The sequence below is a fragment of the Collinsella aerofaciens genome, from assembly GCF_028206995.1.
GTDB lineage: Bacteria > Actinomycetota > Coriobacteriia > Coriobacteriales > Coriobacteriaceae > Collinsella > Collinsella aerofaciens_AQ.
Genome location: NZ_JAQLFL010000004.1, coordinates 124,723 through 142,240, shown reverse-complemented (window position 1 = coordinate 142,240; position 17,518 = coordinate 124,723). Strand labels below are relative to the sequence as shown.

Here is a 17,518-nt window from a genome sequence, read left to right as displayed (position 1 = left end):
TTTGGCGTTGCCGCCAACATCCTGCCGGCCATGGGCTTCGCCATGCTCGGCCGCCTGGTGCTCACCAAGCAGCTCGTGCCCTTCTACTTCCTGGGCTTCCTGCTGTGCTCCTACGCCAACGTGCCCGTCCTGGGCGTCGCCCTGATCGCCATCATCATCGGCATCGACAAGTTCGACCTGCTCGGCCTGGGCGGAGCCCAGCCCCAGCTCTCCGCGGAAGGGGATGAGGACGATGACTTCTAGTCCCGAGAACAAGATTACGCGCTCCGACCTCGTCAAGAGCGCCGTCAACGTCGGCGCCCTGGGCATGGAGTTCTCCTGGACCTACTACAAGCAGATGAACATCGCCTTCTGCCTGATGGTCGCCAACATGCTCAAGAAGATCTACGCCGGCCGCCCCGACGACTACGCCGCGGCCCTGCACCGCCACTGCGCGTTCTTCAACATCACCGTCCAGTTCGCCCCGTTCGTCGGCGGCATCGCGATGGCCATGGAGGAGAAGATCGCCCGCGGCGAGATCGAGCCCGAGAGCGTCAACGACGTCAAGGCCGCCCTCATGGGCCCGCTGTCCGGCATCGGCGACTCCATCTTCCTGTCGACGCTGCGCGTGGTCGCCGCCGCGGTGGGCATCAGCCTGTGCCAGGCCGGCACCCCCTTCGGCCCCATCGCCTTCCTGCTCATCTACAACGTCCCCGGCTTCGCGCTGCGCATCTGGGGCGCCGTCAAGGGCTACGAGCTGGGCGTGGGCTTCCTGGACGAGGCCCAGAGGACCGGCCTCATGCAGAAGATCATGACCTGCGTGGGCATCGTGGGCGTCATGGTCGTGGGCGCCATGTGCAAGGACATGTTCTGGGCCAGCATCCCGGTGGCCATCGGCTCGGGCGACGACGCCCAGACCCTCCAGGACATCCTGGACGGCATCATGCCCGGCATGCTCGGCATGATCGCCTTCTGGCTGTACTACTGGCTGCTGTCCAAGAAGATCAACCCCATGGTGCTGATCGTGGCCACCATGGTCGTGGGCATCATCGGCGCGTTCTTCGGCGTGCTGGCGTAGGTTCCTGCGTTCTATTCTGCCCCCAAGGGAAACGGCGACCCGTTGTGGTCGCCGTTTTTTATTACCGAAAGCTAGCTGGAGGTGCTTCGTGATTCGATCTGACAATCCACCCGATAATGGCGTGAGCGGGGCGATGTATCTATTTGGCACGGCGCTCTTGTGGAGTTTTATCGGCATCCTCGTTCGCGCCAATTCGCAGTCAGCTCTTTTGATCGGTGCCGTCACGGCAATATTTATGGCGCTCTTTATCCTGCTCGTCGGCAGGCCCGTCCTCCGCGTCAGCCGCCTTATTGTCCTTGTGGCCGTCTGCAACTTCGTGACGGGCACCACGTTTAACTTTGCCAACCAGCTCACGACGGTCGGCAACGCGATCGTCCTGCAGTACACCTCGATGATTTTCGTTATCGTGTATCAGTCGCTCGCAACTCGCACGTTGCCCTCGCCTGCGAAGATTGCCTCCGTGGTGGTTGCTTTTACGGGTATGGGACTGTTCTTTTTAGGCGATTTGAGTGCCGAGGGCATGCTCGGCAACCTGCTTGCCGTCATTTCGGGAGCCACCTTTGGGCTGTGTTTCTTTTTAAACTCTCGCCCCGATGCGTCGCCCATGGTGTCCTCGCTCATCTCCTGCGGCATCTCGATACTGCCGATCGTCTATTTTGCCGGCGACCTAGGCTCCGTAAAACCCTTTGAGTGGGGGCTTATGCTGGTGCATGGCCTTTTTTGCAGCGGCCTTGCGAGTGTGCTGTATGCCAAGGGGATTGCGCGCACTAACGCGTTTGCGGCCAACTTGGTTTGCATGAGCGAGGTCGTGCTCGCTCCCTGCTGGTCGGCGCTCCTCTTTGGCGAGGTCTTTCGCTGGAACGAGTTTTTGGGCGCGGCGATAATCGTTTTGGTGATTGTAGGCAACTTGGCATACGATGCCTTTGGCGATGGCTTTCTGGTGGCGCTTGTCCGCCATCGAAACAAAGAGCGCGCCTGATGGGATACGTCTGCCGTTTACGGTAAAAAACACTCCGCTGAGCGAGTGGTATTAAATAGTAAGAACCTGCATATCGATAATTGGTATCAAATCATTTGTGCCTGGCATAGGTGTTAACAGCACACCAGGTACGCTTCGGGCCGTGTGGTCGAGTTTCCGGATTGATATCAACAGCGCGCGCGACGGTGACCGGCTATGACTCGAGATTTCCTATTTTGGAGGAACCATGCTTACCCAAGCAATCCTCGTCGGCTTAGTCGGAGCGTTTGGAGGCCTCGACTACCAGCTCGGCACCCTCTACGCGTTCCGCCCCATCGTCCTGTGCCCGCTCGTGGGCCTGGTGCTGGGGGACCTGCAGACTGGTCTTGCCGTTGGCGCCAGCCTGGAGCTGCTGTTCATGGGTTCGGTTTCCATCGGCGCCTACGTGCCGCCTAACGAAACCATCGGCGGCGTGCTCGCCTGCGCGTTTGCCATTCAGCTCGGTCAGGGTACCGAGACGGCCATCGCGCTCGCCATGCCCATCGCTGTCCTTTCGCTGACGATCGGCAACATTACTAGTGCCTTGTTCACCGTGTTTGTCGATATGGCAGACAGGTTCGCCCTCAAGGGAAACCTTAAAGGCATTTACGCCGTTCATTGGGGCATGGGTCTTTGGGGCTGCCTTGAGTATTTCCTGCTGTGCGGCGGCGCCTTCTATCTGGGCTCCGATGCCATCCAGGGCCTGCTCGACTTCGTCCCGTCCTTCATCATTGATGGTTGCGGCGTTGCCGCCAACATCCTGCCGGCCATGGGCTTCGCCATGCTCGGCCGCCTGGTGCTCACCAAGCAGCTCGTGCCCTTCTACTTCCTGGGCTTCCTGCTGTGCTCCTACGCCAACGTGCCCGTCCTGGGCGTCGCCCTGATCGCCATCATCATCGGCATCGACAAGTTCGACCTGCTCGGCCTGGGCGGAGCCCAGCCCCAGCTCTCCGCGGAAGGGGATGAGGACGATGACTTCTAGTCCCGAGAACAAGATTACGCGCTCCGACCTCGTCAAGAGCGCCGTCAACGTCGGCGCCCTGGGCATGGAGTTCTCCTGGACCTACTACAAGCAGATGAACATCGCCTTCTGCCTGATGGTCGCCAACATGCTCAAGAAGATCTACGCCGGCCGCCCCGACGACTACGCCGCGGCCCTGCACCGCCACTGCGCGTTCTTCAACATCACCGTCCAGTTCGCCCCGTTCGTCGGCGGCATCGCGATGGCCATGGAGGAGAAGATCGCCCGCGGCGAGATCGAGCCCGAGAGCGTCAACGACGTCAAGGCCGCCCTCATGGGCCCGCTGTCCGGCATCGGCGACTCCATCTTCCTGTCGACGCTGCGCGTGGTCGCCGCCGCGGTGGGCATCAGCCTGTGCCAGGCCGGCAACCCCTTCGGCCCCATCGCCTTCCTGCTCATCTACAACGTCCCCGGCTTCGCGCTGCGCATCTGGGGCGCCGTCAAGGGCTACGAGCTGGGCGTGGGCTTCCTGGACGAGGCCCAGAGGACCGGCCTCATGCAGAAGATCATGACCTGCGTGGGCATCGTGGGCGTCATGGTCGTGGGCGCCATGTGCAAGGACATGTTCTGGGCCAGCATCCCGGTGGCCATCGGCTCGGGCGACGACGCCCAGACCCTCCAGGACATCCTGGACGGCATCATGCCCGGCATGCTCGGCATGATCGCCTTCTGGCTGTACTACTGGCTGCTGTCCAAGAAGATCAACCCCATGGTGCTGATCGTGGCCACCATGGTCGTGGGCATCATCGGCGCGTTCTTCGGCGTGCTGGCGTAAGGGTCCGGCTGCATAGATTTTCGTTGCAACCTGGAAAGGGGATGGAGCAGGCCTATGCCCTCCATCCCCTTTTTGTATAGAAGGAGTTCGTATGTTCGCGAAGGGTCGCGAAGCAATGCGCCTGACGCCGGCAGAGGTCAGGCTGATTCTTATTGAGTCCCTGCAGTGGTGCGCCAACAACGCGGTCTACTTTTTGGGGCTTATCGGTGCGGCCACGTATGATCTGGCCGGCACGGCCTTTTTGGTTGCCGCCATTACGCTCGCGCGCAATCTTATGACGTCGGTGGGCAATATGGTGTCGGGCTCGGTCATCGATCGCTTTGGACCGCGCCGGACGTCGTTTGTGACGTGCGTGATTACGGCAGTGCTATCGCTTGGCGTGGGGTTAGCGCCGTTGTCTGTCCCCGGGCTTGTGTTTGCCGCGTGCGTCTTGGGACTTGCGGGCGGCTTTATCAACACCTGCACGCATGCGTTTCCGGGATACCTGGAGTCGACCACCGAGGGTCGTACCCGCGTGAACGGCCTCATGGTGTTCTACAGCAATATCGCCTATACCGCTGGCCCGCTGCTCGGCGGTGCCATCGTGAGCTGTTTTGCCACGCAATCGGTCTACCTGCTCATGGCGGGCATGATGGGTGTGGCGGCCGTGCTCTCCTTGGGCTGTCACGAGTGCGTTGTTCCCGCAAAAGGGGAAAAGCCGAAGGGCGGTATTCTGGGCGGCATGGCCGAGGGTGCGCGACTTACGTTTCGCGACCACGACCTGCGCCTCATCTTTATCTCGGGCTTTTTGGGATTCTTTGCGTTCGGCGCGTTCGATTCGCTTGAGTCGTTGTTCTACCGTGATGTGCTCAACGTGGATATCGTCTGGCTGGGCTGGCTGTCCTCGGTCGTGGGCCTCACTTCCTCGGTGGGTGCGTTCATCCTGACCAAGCTTTCTGCTCGCCATGTCAACCTACGATTGCTGCTCGGCGCGCTCATGGCCGTGGGCATTGGGTCCATGGTGTACGTGGGCACCGATATGCTGGGGGTCGCGATTATCGGTCAGGCGATTAACGGTCTGGCCTGGGGATTCCTGGAACCGCTGCAGATGATCTTGATTCAGGAGCGCGCCGACATCAAATACCTCGGGCGCATTACCGGCTTTGTGCGTTTTGGCCTGATGAGCGCCGGCGTGCTGCCGCTGCTGGCGGCTCCATTTTTGGCGGAGGCTTTGGGCGTCCAGGCGGTGCTGTTTGGGGCATCGACCATTATTGCGCTGGTAGGAACGCTGTTCTTTGTCACACAAGGGAGGCGCCAGAGGTGTTAGCTATACATTCAATTCTAATTTAATACCACTCACCAGAGAATTTCGACCGTTCACCGAGGATTGGAGCAGATTGAAAAGTGGTATTAAAAACACGTTAGGTGTATGTCTATAATTGGTATCGAAAAGAAACGCGATGTATAGATTCGCGTGTAAGACAGAAAGGAAAAGCCATGAAGGAAACCGAGAAGATCGAGATCATGCACTTTAGCCAGGAGGGCTACGTCGAGGACGGCAAGAACGTCTACGAGGCCGGCAAGAAGATGACCGCGCTCGCCGACAAGGTCGCCGACGAGGGCTACGACGCCGTGTTCCTGATGGGCGTCGGCGGCACCTGGGACGAGCTCATGCAGCTCGAGTACCTCATGAACAAGTTCGGCGACCGCGACCTCGAGGTCTACCTGATCCACGCCGCCGAGTGGAACGTCATGGGCCACAAGCGCATGACCGAGAAGTCCGTCGTGCTCACCGCCTCCGAGTCCGGCACCACCCCCGAGGTCCTCGAGGCCGTCAAGAAGATGAAGGAAAAGGGCATTCGTGTCTACGCCATGACCAAGCCCGAGGGCCCCATCGGCCAGGCTGTGGGCGCCGAGAATTGCGTCAAGATGGCTTCCGATCATGGTAACGGCGGCTGCGAGATGGGCTACTACCTCGCCGACTGCTTCGGCCTGCGCCTGCTCAACCGCCGCGGCTGCTTCCCGCAGTTCGATAAGTTCATCGAGCAGACCAAGGATGTTTGGACCCACCTGGTCGACATCCGCAAGAGCTTCGAGCCGCGCGCCGAGGAGCTCGCCAAGAAGTACGCCCTGGCCCCCTACACCATGTTCATCGGCTCCGGCGCCCTGTGGGGCGAGACCATCCTCTTCTCGATGTGCATCCTCGAGGAGATGCAGTGGAAGCGCACCCGCTACATCACCTCGGCCGACTTCTTCCACGGCACCCTCGAGCTCGTGGAGCCGGGCGTCCCCGTGTTCCTGTTCATGGGCGAGGACGAGAACCGCAAGCTCGACGAGCGCGTCCGCGCGTTCCTCAACCGCGGCGTGACCGGCGACACCGACATCAACATCATCGACACCGCCGAGTTCGCCATCCCCGGCCTTGACGACGAGTTCCGCGTCATCGTGTCTCCGTGGATCCTCTCCTCGCTGATCACCGATCGCCTTGCCGCTTACTACGAGACGGTCACCAAGCACAACCTGAACTATCGTCGCTACTATCACCAGTTCGATTACTAAGAGCAAATAACGTTTGTGTAATTGGGCCCCGCTCCTATATGGAACGGGGCCCCGTTTGGGTTGGAGAGTAATTATGAGCTACCCTCAGCTTGCTGTCATGAATATCAGCCATCGTTATTTTGACCTTGAGGAGTTCTTTTCTTCGGCGTCGGCTTCGGGCTACACGTGTTGCGAGCTTTGGACCGGGGCGATGCATCTGTATGTCGATTGCCATGGATACGATTCGCTCGAGCAGGTGCGGGAGCTATCACAGCGGTATGGGGTTCGGATTGTGGGGCTTTGTCCCGAACAGAACAACCCCAAGCCGTGGAATATCGCGGCGCGCGGGAATGAGGCGCGTGCCCGCACGCTCGCGTACTTTAAGAACGTTGTAGATATCGCGGCGGAACTTGGAGCCGAGCAGGTCATGGTCTCGAGCGGCTGGGCATTTTTGAACGAGCCGATCGAGGACGCGTGGGGTCGCAGCGCCTCGATGCTGCGTGCGATTGCCGAGCATGCGGGAGAGTGCGGCGTGCGACTGGTGCTCGAGGCCCTACAGCCGGTTGAGTCGATGATCGTGAACTCGGCGGCCGATACGAAGCGCATGATCGAGGCAGTTGATCATCCGGCACTTAAGGCATGTCTGGATTTGGGCGCTATGGCGGTGGCGGGGGATACCATCGACGATTATTTCGATCTGCTTGGCGATGATGTCGCCCACGTGCATTTTGTCGATGTTGCGGCAGATGGCACGACGCATCTTGCCTGGGGTGACGGCGACCGCGATATGCGCGCCGACCTGGATAGGCTGGTGGCGCGCGGCTATCGCGGAGTTGTTTCGGCCGAGACTTATGACTGGCGCTATTTTGCCGACCCCGCAGCTGCCGATGCGCAGGTAATGGCAGAGTATCGTCGTGCGATTGGCGTCTAGGTGGGGTTGGGTTGCGACAATCTGCCCTATGTTTCCAAATGAATACGGTGTGAGCTGCGGGCAAGGATTTTCCCCGCAAGCACTCTAGTATGCTAAAGTACCCAAAAGACCGGCGGAGCTATGCCGGTCGTTTGTTCTGTATGCAACACAGCATGAGGAGGCTCACCAGATGACGGCCACACCGTGGGGATTCCGGGACATATTGCCCGAGGAGGCTCAGGCGCGCGAGGAGATCGCATATACGGTGAAGGGCTGCTTTAGGGAGCATCATTACCTGCCGGTCGAGACGCCACTGCTCGAGGACAAGGGTTCGCTCGAGGAGGGCGGCCGCATTGCGGACACGCCGTTTAAGCTCTTTGACGATGATGGCCGCCTGCTGGTGGTCCGTCCCGACAACACGCTGCCGATCGTGCGCTTGGTTTCGACCCGCATGCGCGCGGCCGACCTGCCCCTACGCCTTCGCTACGAGGCGCCGGTGGTTCGCGAGTGCCAGCGCAATGCCGGTGGCTCGCGTCAGTTTACACAGCTGGGCTTTGAGCTCATCGGTGCGGGCGATACCGCGGGCGATGTCGAGATCGTCTCGCTCGTGGCCGAGGCCGTGCGTAAGCTGGCACTGCCCGATGCGCGCATTATCGCAGGTAGCGTGCGCCCGTTTAAGGAGCTGCTCGCGGCGTGCGAGGATCGCGAGCTGGCTGCCGAGGCTCTGCGCTGCGTGCACGCCAACGACTTTGTGGGCCTCGATGCCCGCGTGGCGGCAAGCGCCGAGACCGATGCCGTTAAGGCCGCCGTCAGCGAACTGCCGCGCCTGCATGGTGGGGCCGAAGTGCTCGATCGCGTGGATGCGCTGCTGGCGGCTGCCGGTATTGTCGCGCCGCTCACGCGTGAGCTGCGCGCGCTGGTCGAGGGCCTGGCGCCCGAGGACGCTCAGGTGCTGTCCTTCGACTTTTCCATTATGAATTCTTTCGATTACTACACGGGCCTGGTCTTTAAGGCCTATGCCGGTGGCCTGCCCGATCCGGTGGGCTCGGGCGGTCGCTACGACTCTATCTTTACCGGCGCGTTCGGCGACGGCATCGAGGTGCCGGCGGCGGGCTTCGCCTTTTCGCTCGAGCGTCTGGAGGCCGCGTGCACCTCTGCCGAGGACGCCGCCTCCGATGGTGACCACGCCGTGGGCCGCGGCGCCGAAGGCCCGCTACGCATCGCCGTGCCCAAGGGCTCGCTTAAGGCCGACACGCTCGACGTGCTCGAGGCCGCGGGCCTGGACGTCTCTGAGCTGCGCGACCCCGGCCGTCACCTGATTGTGCGCGGTCGCGACACGCGTGCCGGCGAGGGCACGGTCGGCGATATCGAGTTTGTCATCGTGCGTCCCAGCGACGCGCCCGCTTTTGTGGGCTGTGGTGGTGCCGATTGCGGCATCTGTGGCTGGGACTCGCTCATCGAGGCAGACCTCAACTTGCTGCAGCTGGTCGATCTGGGCTACGGCCTGTGCGCGTTTATCGAGGCAGAGCCCGCGTGGCGCGCCGGCCAGGCCGAGCGCAACTATGCCCGCCGCGGGTCGCTTCGCGTGGCAACCAAGTATCCGCGCATCGCGAGTGCCTGGTATGCCGAGCGCGGCGTGAACGCCGACATCGTTTCGCTGCACGGTAACATCGAGCTGGGCCCCATCGTCGGCATGACCGATCGCATCGTGGATATTACCGCCACGGGCGCCACGCTGCGCGACAACGACCTGGTCATCACCGGTCGCATCATGGACTGCACGGCCCGCTTCTTTGTCAACCCGGGTGCCGCTCGCTTGGATCCGCGCGTACGCAATCTGGCAGATCGCCTGGCCGCGGCCGTTAAGGACAAGCATTTTGAGCCCGTCGCGGGCTCGGCACAATAGCGCGAGCGCGCACGGGCGCCCCAACGTACGGGCTGCGGGCCGATTGGCGCCGCCGCCCGGCCTCTCGTTTTTCGAACACAACCTCGACCGATAGGGGATACCGATATGAAGACCATCAAACTTGCTCCCGGTGAGCGCCTCGTTACCAACCAACTCAACCGTAAGGGCGTGCTGCCGCAAAACATCGTCGACGCCGCCCGCGATATCGTGGCCAACGTGCGCGCCAATGGCGATGCCGCGGTGCGCGACTACTGTCGGCGTTTTGACGGTGTCGAGCTGCAGAGCTTCCGCTTGCCGCAGGAGCAGATCGATGCCGCGCTCGAAGGCCTCGATCCCGCTTTTGTCGCGGCGCTCGAGAAGGCTGCACGCCAGATTCGTGAGTTCCACCAGCGCGAGGTCGAGCAGAGCTGGTTTACCACGCGCCCGGACGGCACGATGCTCGGCGTTAAGGTGACCCCGCTCGCGGCGGCTGGCATCTATGTGCCGGGCGGTCGCGCGCAGTATCCCTCCACGGTGCTCATGAACGCCATTCCCGCCAAGGTCGCCGGCGTCAAGCGCGTGGTCATGGTGACCCCGCCTCAAAAGGATGGCCTGATCAGCCCGTACACGCTTGCCGCGGCAAAGCTCGGTGGCGTGGACGAGATTTATATGGTGGGCGGCGCTCAGGCCGTGGCCGCGCTGGCGTACGGCACCGAGACCATTCCGCGCGTCGACAAGATCACCGGCCCGGGCAACGCCTTTGTCGCCGCGGCCAAGCAGATTGTCTCGGGCGACGTGGGAATCGACATGGTCGCTGGCCCCTCCGAGGTCTGCGTGCTGGCCGATGCCACGGCCAAGCCCATGGTGGTTGCGGCCGACCTGATGGCCCAAGCCGAGCACGATCCGCTCGCTGCCTGCTATCTGGTGACCTGCGACGAGCAGTTTGCGCGCGAGGTCGAGGCGGGCATCGACATTCTAGTGGCGCAGTCGCCGCGCGCCGAGATTACCCGTGCTTCGCTGGACAACGAGGGCACCATCGTGGTGGCTGCCGATATGGCCGCCGCCGTCGAGGCCGTGAACACCGTGGCGCCTGAGCACCTTGAGCTGCACTGCAAGGATGCTATGGGCCTGCTCGGCGGCATCCGCAACGCCGGCGCCATCTTTGTGGGCGCCTGGAGCTCCGAGCCGCTCGGCGATTACGTCGCCGGCCCCAACCACACGCTGCCGACCGGCGGCACCGCCATGTTCTCCAACCCGCTTTCGGTGGAGGAGTTCGTCAAGCGCTCGAGCGTCATTTGCTATACGCCCGAGGGCCTGCTCTCCGACGCTCCTGCCACACAGCGTCTAGCCGAGGCCGAGGGCCTGTGGGCGCACGCGCTTTCTGCTGCCCTGCGTCGTCGCGTGCTGGAGCAGGGCGAGGATGCCGTGAGTGCCGAGTCACTGGCTGCGGCCGACCTGACCAAGGTCGCCTGGCCGGGCGACGCCGTGGCGACGGTTGCTGAGGGCGTGGACCTGGCGGCGGCTGCAGGCGGTGCCGCTGGCGCGACCGGCGAGGAGGTCTAACATGGCCGAACTCACGCCGCGCATGAAGGAGCTCGTCCAGCCCTACTTGACCGGCATCGAGCCCTACGATCCCAACTTTACGCCCACGCGCATCAATCTTTCGGCCAACGAGAACACCTATCCCGTGCCGGCCGGCGTGCGCGAGGCGGTTGATGCGGCCTTGGCTGCCGCACCGCTCAACCGCTATCCCGATCCCATGTCCAACGACCTGCGCGACGAGCTTGCTGCCTGGCATGGCGTGACGCGCGAGAACATCTGCGTGGGCAACGGCGGCGACGAGCTACTCTATAACTTCCTGCTGGCGTTTGGCGGCGCGGGGCGGATCCTGCTCAACTGCCCGCCGTGCTTTAGCGAGTACGCGTTCTTTGCGTCGCTCTGTCAGACCGAGGTGCGCGACGTGTGGCGCGACCCGGCAACTTTTGAGCTCGACCAGGCGGCGGTGCTTGCGGCCGCACCCGAGTGCAACCTGGCGATCGTGACCTCGCCCAACAATCCCACGGGCGACGTGGCGCCGCTCGACTTTGTCGCGGCGCTGTGCGATGCGTGCCCCGGCATGGTCATGGTCGACGAGGCCTACGTGGAGTTTGCCGACGATTCGTTTGGCGCGGCAACTACGGCGCAAGGCCTTATTGCCGAGCATCCTAACCTGGTGATTCTGCATACACTGTCCAAGGCGTTCGGCGCCGCCGGCACGCGCCTGGGCTATGTGATCGCGGCACCCGAGGTCATCGACGTGTTCGCGGCGATTCGCCAGATCTATTCGGTCAACGTGTTGAGCCAGGCGGCGGCGCTTGCCTGCGTGCGTGCCCGCGATGCGTACGCGCCCGTGGTGGCACAGGTCGCATCCGAGCGCGAGCGCGAGTTGTGTGCCCTGCGCGCAATGGCTGCCGAGGGTCTGCCCGTGGAGGCGTGGCCGAGCGCGGCGAACTTTGTGCTTGTGCGCACGCCGCATGCCACGCGCGTGCGCGAGCGTCTGCGCGACGAGTATTCGATTTTGGTGCGCGACTTTAGCTACGCGCCGGGGCTCGCGGACTGCCTGCGCATTACCGTGGGCACCCCGCAGGAAAACGACGAGGTGCTGGCTGCGTTTGCCGCGCTGGTGAAGGAGGAGATGTAGATGGACCGCTATGCCGAGGTGACCCGCAAGACGGGCGAGACCGACATTGTCGTAAAGCTCGACCTGGATGGAAGCGGCGTGTGCGATATCTCGACCGGTGTGCCGTTTTTCGACCACATGCTCAACGCTTTTGGCCGCCATGGCCTGTTCGATCTGACGGTGCGCGCGGTGGGCGACGTGGAGGTCGATGCGCATCATACCGTCGAGGACACGGGCATTGTGCTGGGCGAGGCGTTTTGCCAGGCGCTGGGCGACAAGGCGGGCATTACACGCTTTGCCGACGCGGCGATCGCCATGGACGAGACACTCGTGATGGCTGCTGTTGATATTTCGGGGCGCGGGCAGGCCTACTGCGAGCTGCCCGTGCCGACCGAGCGCGTGGGCAGCTTCGATACCGAGCTGGCCGTCGAGTTCTTCTACGCCTTTGCGCGCGATGCCAAGCTCACGCTGCACGTGCGCGAGCTGGCGGGCGGCAACTCGCATCACATTATCGAGGCCGCCTTTAAGGCCGTGGGTCGCACGATGCGCCACGCCTGCGAGCTCGATCCCCGCGTGCAGGGCATCCCCAGCACCAAGGGATCGCTGTAACCTGCCAAAAAAGACAGGTTTTGAATGAGATAAGGGAGGGGTCGCGTGGGCGAACCGAAGATCGTGGTGGTTGACTACCACAAGGGCAACTTGTCGAGCGTTGCGCGCGGGCTTGCGCGCGCCGGTGCCGCCGCCTGCACATCGGACGATCCGGAGCAGATCCGCAATGCCGACGGCCTGGTCATCCCGGGCGTGGGCGCGTTCTATGACGCAATCGCCTTTATGCGCCAGAGCGGCGAGGCGGACGCGGTGCTCGATGCCGTCGCCGCCGGAACTCCACTGCTCGGTATCTGCCTGGGCCTTCAGCTGTTTTTTGAGCGCGGCGACGAGGGTGTGCCGGCGGACGAGGGTGTTGCCACGGACGGCGACGTCTCCGAGCAGGCTGGCGGTCCCTGGGTCGATGGCCTGGGTATTATGCGTGGCTCGTGCACGCGCTTGAAATCGAGTCGCCTGAAGGTGCCGCACGTGGGCTGGGACCAGGTGCACATGACGCCCGCCGGTGCGGCCGATCCGCTGCTTACTGGTTTTGCCGAGGGTGCCAACATGTACTTCACCCACAGCTACGCGGTGGCCGACGATGCCGATGCCGCCGATGTACTGGCGCGCACGCACTATACGCGGAGCTTCCCGTGCATCGTGCGCCACGGCAACGTGTGGGGCTGCCAGTTCCATCCCGAGAAATCCTCCGCGCTGGGTCAGCGCATCCTTAAGAACTTCGTCAACATCGTCGAGGAGGTTGGCCGATGATTCTGTTTCCCGCAATCGATCTGATCGGCGGCAAGGTCGTGCGCCTTGAGCGCGGCGACCGCAGCCGCTGCAAGGTATATTCCGACGACCCCGTGGCCGTTGCTCGCTCGTTTGCCGAGCAGGGCGCAAGCTGGGTGCACGTCGTCGATTTGTCCTCTGCCTTTGGCGAGGACGAGGACACATGCTCTGCCAACTCGGCGGCGATCAAGGCCATCTGCGGCGTCGACGGTCTGTCCGTGGACGTGGGCGGCGGCGTCCGCTCGCTTGCGCGCATCGACGAGTTGGCCGGCTATGGTGCTCGCCGCATCGCGCTAGGCACGGTGCTAGTGACCGAGCCGGGTTTTGCCGAGGTGGCGGCCCAAGGCTTTGGCGAGCTGCTGGTGGCAGACATCGCCGCACGCGACGGCCAGGTCAAGGTGAATGGCTGGCGTGACGGCGCGGGCGTGGCGCTCGACGACGCTGTGGCGCAGCTTTCCGAGCTGGGTTTTAAGCATCTGGTGTATACCGACATTGCGCGCGATGGCATGCAGACGGGCATCGATGTGGCGGCGTATCGCCATGTGGCCGAGGTCGCGGGCTTTCCCGTCGTGGCATCGGGCGGCATCTCGACGCTCGACGACATCCGTGCGCTGGCCGCAGTGGGTGAGGGCGCGATTGAAGGCGCCATTACCGGTCGTGCGCTCTACGAGGGCAACTTTACGCTGGCCCAGGCGCTGGCCGCCGCTCGAGGGGAGGAGTAGCCCATGCTTACCAAGCGCGTAATTCCCTGTCTGGACGTCAAGGACGGCCGCGTGGTCAAGGGCGTCAACTTTGTGAGCTTGCGCGATGCCGGCGATCCGGTGGAGCTGGCCCGCGCCTACGACCGCGAGGGTGCGGACGAGGTCGTATTTTTGGACATTACCGCGACGAGCGACAACCGTGCGACGACTATCGAGATGGCGGCGCATGCGGCCGAGGAGCTCGCTATTCCCTATACCGTGGGTGGCGGTTTCCGCGACTTGGCGGGCATGCGGACCATGGTTGCCGCCGGTGCCGATAAGGTGTCGCTCAACTCTGCCGCCGTGCGTGACCCGTCGCTGATCAGCCAGGCTGCCGCGGCGTTTGGCAGCCAGGCCGTGGTCGTGGCGATCGATGCCAAGCGCGTCGGTTTGCCCGGCGCATCTGGTGCCGACAAGTGGGAGGTCTTTACCGCAGGCGGCCGCAACGCCACGGGTATCGACGCGGTGGCGTGGGCCGAGGAGGCGGCCCGTCGCGGCGCCGGCGAGATCTTGCTCACCAGTATGGACCGCGACGGCACCAAGGCCGGATTTGACCTGGCGCTCACCCGCGCCGTGGCGCGCGCGGTGCCGATTCCGGTGATCGCGAGCGGCGGTGTGGGCACGCTCGAGCATTTTGCCGAGGGCGTGATCGAGGGCGAGGCCGATGCCGTGCTGGCGGCAAGCGTCTTTCACTTTGGAACCTTCAGCATTCGCCAGGTGAAGGAATATATGGCGTCGCAGGGTATTCCTGTGAGGTTGGACTTCTAGTGCTGCGGCTTGCCCAGGCACCCGACCTTCCGGCTCCAACCCTCCTCGCGTACTTAAGTACGCGTCGTCGGGCTTGTCGCTCGGAATCTCGGGCACCTGGACAACCCTCGCCGACCGGCGATGTTTAAATTTGGGAATTGAAATGAGAGAAATTACTACTCCAGCGAATCTTAAATACGATGCCAACGGGCTGATTCCTTGTGTGGTTCAGCAATATGACACCGGCGAGGTGCTTATGGTTGCCTGGATGAATGAGGAATCGGTGGGGCTGACGCTCAAGACCGGTACCACGTGGTTTTGGAGCCGCAGTCGCCAGGAGCTCTGGAACAAGGGCGCGACGAGCGGCAATATGCAAGCGGTCAAGGAGCTCTGGGCCGACTGCGATAGCGATACGCTGCTGGTCAAGGTCGACTCGCCGGGCCCGGCCTGCCATACCGGCAACCGTACCTGCTTCTTTAAGCGCGTGGAAGGGGGAGTGCGATGAAAGTCGTGACGCCGTTCGAGGTCGCCGACTGCAACACCGAGCTCCTCCGCGCGGGCGTGCCATGTCGCGTGCACCTGACTGATGCCTGCGGGGCGCAGTCGCTTTGGCTCGAGGCCGAGAAGGAAAGGCTCGATGAGGCCCATGCCGTCATCGTCGAGTTCTTTGAGAAAAAGGGCGCAAAGCCTCGGTTCGATGAGACCGGTACCTACTTTACGCTGCAGTAACGAGAGGAAATAACCATGGGAGTCAGAACAGCTAACGTGCAGCCGGGAAATATCGGTGAGACGCTGACGGGGCTGGCCGAGGTGATTCATGGCCGTCGCGACGCGTCGCCGCAGGAGAGCTATACCGCGCGTCTGTTGACCGACGTCGAGGACGAGCTGCTCAAGAAGCTTGCCGAGGAGGCGAGCGAGGTCATCATGGCCTGCAAGGATAACGATCACGACCACATCCGCTACGAGGCCGGCGACCTGGTCTACCACCTGCTCGTGACGCTTGAGCGCTACGGCATCACCCTCGACGAGCTTGCCGGCGAACTCAACGCCCGCCGCCACTAGTCATTTAAGAACGTCCCCAACGACTAGTCTTAGGCGAGGGGTGTGGGTTGCCATTCGCCGGTGGGGTGGGGGATATCGAAGGCCCGGTAGCCGCAGTCGTAGGCGTGGGCCTGAGCCTCGCGGATGTTCCAGCAGATGTCGCAGGCGCGGTGTGCGTCCGAGCCAAAAGTGATCGGCACCTCGGCGTGGGCAAAGCAACGCAACAGTCCCGTCGAGGGGTAATAGTCGTCGAGGCCCTTGCGCGGCGCGGCGGTCGAGACTTCGACACGGTGACCCGTATCGTGGGCACATTCGGCCATCTGCTCCCAAAACGGCGCGGGGTCAAAATCGGGCGCAAAGCCTTCCTTCGAAAAGCGCATGACCAGGTCGGGGTGGGCCATCACATCAAAGTTAAGCGGGCTCTCGCAGGCGCGGCACCAGTCATCGACATAGCGCTCCCACACACCGCGCACGCCCAGGTTTTCCCAAACATGCAGGTTGGTGTCGTCGTCGATCCAACCGCAGCGCGAATCGGGCGTATCGGGACGAGCGACGTTTTCCGTTCCCGCCGTGCCCGCGGCGCCGGCCATGATATCGCCTGGGTTGCCAATCCAATGCACGCTGCCCAAGCGCACTATGGCACCCGCGGACCAGCGCTCAACCAAAGGCTCGCAACCTTCGTACCAGTCGCATTCAAAGCCATAGACAAGCTCGAGCTCCGGCGCGATCTGCGCGGCGAGCTTGCGGGCGTCCTCAAATGCCAGGCGATGTGCCGTCAGGTCGCCCTCGACAACTTGCACTTCGCAGTTGGCGTCCATGCTGGCGGGCAGGGTGAGATGGTCGGTCGAGACCATAGCGCGGCAGCCGGCCGCAGCAGCGGCGCGAACGTTGTCCTCAAACGAGGCATGGCCATCCGAAAACGAAGTGTGGGTGTGGCAATCGACCAGCGGGCAGGTGGGCATGGCGACTCCTTTGCGTCAAGCGAATCCGCTCCATTGTAATGGCGCAGCTCTCAACACGCCGGGCACGCCGGGGGTCGAAATCGATTGGAAAGGCTGCGCGGCGCGCGGTGCGGCCTCGCTTGCTCTCAAAACGTGTACGTCAGCCTCCAAAACCGACAAATAATGACATGTTTGGAGACTGACGTACACGTTTGGATGGGGGCGAGGGCGGCGACGGACGAAAGTCACGCTTGTGCCACGTCCGATGTGCTAGCGTTTGGATGAACAAAACGAGCCCGCGCGGAAAGGAGCCGGACCGTATGCCATGCGATAGCACATCCCCGCTGTCCCGCGAGACCGATGCGCCCGAAACCATCGTCAAGCTGGAATGCGACATCGACGACGCGTCGCCTGAGGTACTCGCCTACGCCGCCGACCGCCTGCGCGAGGCGGGTGCGCGCGAGGTGCACTGGCTGCCCCTCTATTGTAAGAAAGGCCGCCCCGGCTGGCAGCTGCAGGTAATCTGCACCTACGAGGATATCGAGCGCCTGCAGACGATCATCTTCTTGGAAACCACGACCAACGGCATTCGTCGCCAGGTTATGGAGCGCGTTTGCCTACCACGCCGCTTTGAGCGCGTAACGACGCCATGGGGCGAGGTGTTCGTCAAGGTGGCCGCCCTGCCCGACGGCAGCGAGCGTGCAGCGCCCGAGTACGAGGACTGCGCCCGCCTTGCCCGCGAGCACGGTGTGCCGCTCCAGCGCGTGATGCAGGCAGCACAAGCCGCGGCTCTGCAATTTGAGTGACACGGTCGGCGACGCGCCACACCCACCCCATCAACCTCACCGAAAGGA

General features: G+C 63.0%; 20 protein-coding genes. 19 read left to right on the top strand and 1 reads right to left on the bottom strand.

Annotated elements, in window-relative coordinates; all coding sequences use genetic code 11:
• From PMX60_RS04645 to hisE, 18 genes are all read left to right on the top strand, one after another.
• A partial coding sequence (locus tag PMX60_RS04645) for a PTS sugar transporter subunit IIC (RefSeq protein ID WP_271747059.1) occupies positions 1–243 on the top strand: 243 nt, incomplete at its 5' end.
• The gene (locus tag PMX60_RS04640; protein WP_271747058.1) at positions 224–1,057 is read left to right on the top strand and encodes a PTS system mannose/fructose/sorbose family transporter subunit IID; all 834 of its coding nucleotides are present in this window, start codon (positions 224–226) and stop codon (positions 1,055–1,057) included. The genes PMX60_RS04645 and PMX60_RS04640, both read left to right, overlap by 20 nt.
• Positions 1,058–1,145: 88 nt before the next feature.
• Positions 1,146–2,036 (top strand): DMT family transporter, encoded by an 891-nt coding sequence (locus PMX60_RS04635; RefSeq protein WP_271747057.1) that lies wholly within the window; start codon positions 1,146–1,148, stop codon positions 2,034–2,036.
• A 226-nt stretch (positions 2,037–2,262) separates the two neighbouring features.
• A complete protein-coding gene (locus PMX60_RS04630) occupies positions 2,263–3,036 on the top strand; it encodes a PTS mannose/fructose/sorbose/N-acetylgalactosamine transporter subunit IIC (protein ID WP_196022812.1) in 774 nt (257 codons plus the stop codon).
• The gene (locus PMX60_RS04625) at positions 3,017–3,850 is read left to right on the top strand and encodes a PTS system mannose/fructose/sorbose family transporter subunit IID (RefSeq protein ID WP_271747056.1); all 834 of its coding nucleotides are present in this window, start codon (positions 3,017–3,019) and stop codon (positions 3,848–3,850) included. Before PMX60_RS04630 ends, PMX60_RS04625 begins: the two co-directional genes overlap by 20 nt.
• A gap of 91 nt (positions 3,851–3,941) precedes the next feature.
• The gene (locus tag PMX60_RS04620) at positions 3,942–5,156 is read left to right on the top strand and encodes an MFS transporter (RefSeq protein ID WP_271747055.1); all 1,215 of its coding nucleotides are present in this window, start codon (positions 3,942–3,944) and stop codon (positions 5,154–5,156) included.
• A 170-nt stretch (positions 5,157–5,326) separates the two neighbouring features.
• Positions 5,327–6,388: an SIS domain-containing protein gene (locus tag PMX60_RS04615; protein ID WP_271747054.1), complete on the top strand. Its 1,062-nt coding sequence runs from the start codon at positions 5,327–5,329 to the stop codon at positions 6,386–6,388.
• A 73-nt stretch (positions 6,389–6,461) separates the two neighbouring features.
• Positions 6,462–7,298 (top strand): sugar phosphate isomerase/epimerase family protein, encoded by an 837-nt coding sequence (locus PMX60_RS04610; protein ID WP_271747053.1) that lies wholly within the window; start codon positions 6,462–6,464, stop codon positions 7,296–7,298.
• Between the two features lie 169 nt (positions 7,299–7,467).
• Positions 7,468–9,183 (top strand): ATP phosphoribosyltransferase, encoded by a 1,716-nt coding sequence (gene hisG, locus PMX60_RS04605; RefSeq protein ID WP_271747051.1) that lies wholly within the window; start codon positions 7,468–7,470, stop codon positions 9,181–9,183.
• Between the two features lie 105 nt (positions 9,184–9,288).
• The gene (gene hisD / locus PMX60_RS04600; protein ID WP_271747050.1) at positions 9,289–10,725 is read left to right on the top strand and encodes a histidinol dehydrogenase; all 1,437 of its coding nucleotides are present in this window, start codon (positions 9,289–9,291) and stop codon (positions 10,723–10,725) included.
• A gap of 1 nt (position 10,726) precedes the next feature.
• Positions 10,727–11,842: a histidinol-phosphate transaminase gene (gene hisC, locus PMX60_RS04595; protein ID WP_195503594.1), complete on the top strand. Its 1,116-nt coding sequence runs from the start codon at positions 10,727–10,729 to the stop codon at positions 11,840–11,842.
• Positions 11,843–12,430 (top strand): imidazoleglycerol-phosphate dehydratase HisB, encoded by a 588-nt coding sequence (gene hisB, locus PMX60_RS04590; protein ID WP_271747049.1) that lies wholly within the window; start codon positions 11,843–11,845, stop codon positions 12,428–12,430.
• A 45-nt stretch (positions 12,431–12,475) separates the two neighbouring features.
• Positions 12,476–13,177, top strand: a complete 702-nt coding sequence (locus PMX60_RS04585) for an imidazole glycerol phosphate synthase subunit HisH (protein ID WP_271747048.1) — start codon at positions 12,476–12,478, stop codon at positions 13,175–13,177.
• Positions 13,174–13,917, top strand: coding sequence for a 1-(5-phosphoribosyl)-5-[(5-phosphoribosylamino)methylideneamino]imidazole-4-carboxamide isomerase (locus PMX60_RS04580; RefSeq protein ID WP_271747047.1), 744 nt, complete (start codon positions 13,174–13,176; stop codon positions 13,915–13,917). Before PMX60_RS04585 ends, PMX60_RS04580 begins: the two co-directional genes overlap by 4 nt.
• Positions 13,918–13,920: 3 nt before the next feature.
• Positions 13,921–14,703 carry an imidazole glycerol phosphate synthase subunit HisF gene (gene hisF / locus PMX60_RS04575; RefSeq protein WP_117769949.1) on the top strand — a complete coding sequence of 261 codons (783 nt, stop codon included), beginning with the start codon at positions 13,921–13,923 and terminating at the stop codon, positions 14,701–14,703.
• Positions 14,704–14,845: 142 nt separating this feature from the next.
• Positions 14,846–15,187, top strand: coding sequence for a phosphoribosyl-AMP cyclohydrolase (gene hisI, locus PMX60_RS04570; RefSeq protein WP_271747046.1), 342 nt, complete (start codon positions 14,846–14,848; stop codon positions 15,185–15,187).
• Complete coding sequence (locus tag PMX60_RS04565) at positions 15,184–15,411, top strand: RDAC family protein (RefSeq protein WP_099432266.1); 228 nt, start codon at positions 15,184–15,186, stop codon at positions 15,409–15,411. The genes hisI and PMX60_RS04565 overlap by 4 nt, the downstream gene beginning before the upstream one ends.
• 15 nt (positions 15,412–15,426) lie before the next feature.
• A complete protein-coding gene (hisE, locus tag PMX60_RS04560; RefSeq protein WP_117797555.1) occupies positions 15,427–15,744 on the top strand; it encodes a phosphoribosyl-ATP diphosphatase in 318 nt (105 codons plus the stop codon).
• Positions 15,745–15,773: 29 nt separating this feature from the next.
• On the opposite strand, the gene PMX60_RS04555 is transcribed toward hisE, so the two are convergent.
• Positions 15,774–16,685 (bottom strand): PHP domain-containing protein, encoded by a 912-nt coding sequence (locus tag PMX60_RS04555; RefSeq protein WP_271747045.1) that lies wholly within the window; start codon positions 16,683–16,685, stop codon positions 15,774–15,776.
• Between the two features lie 299 nt (positions 16,686–16,984).
• On the opposite strand from PMX60_RS04555, the gene larC2 reads away from it, so the two are divergent.
• Positions 16,985–17,470, top strand: coding sequence for a nickel pincer cofactor biosynthesis protein LarC2 (gene larC2, locus PMX60_RS04550; RefSeq protein ID WP_271747044.1), 486 nt, complete (start codon positions 16,985–16,987; stop codon positions 17,468–17,470).
• The last annotated feature ends 48 nt before the right edge of the window (positions 17,471–17,518 follow it).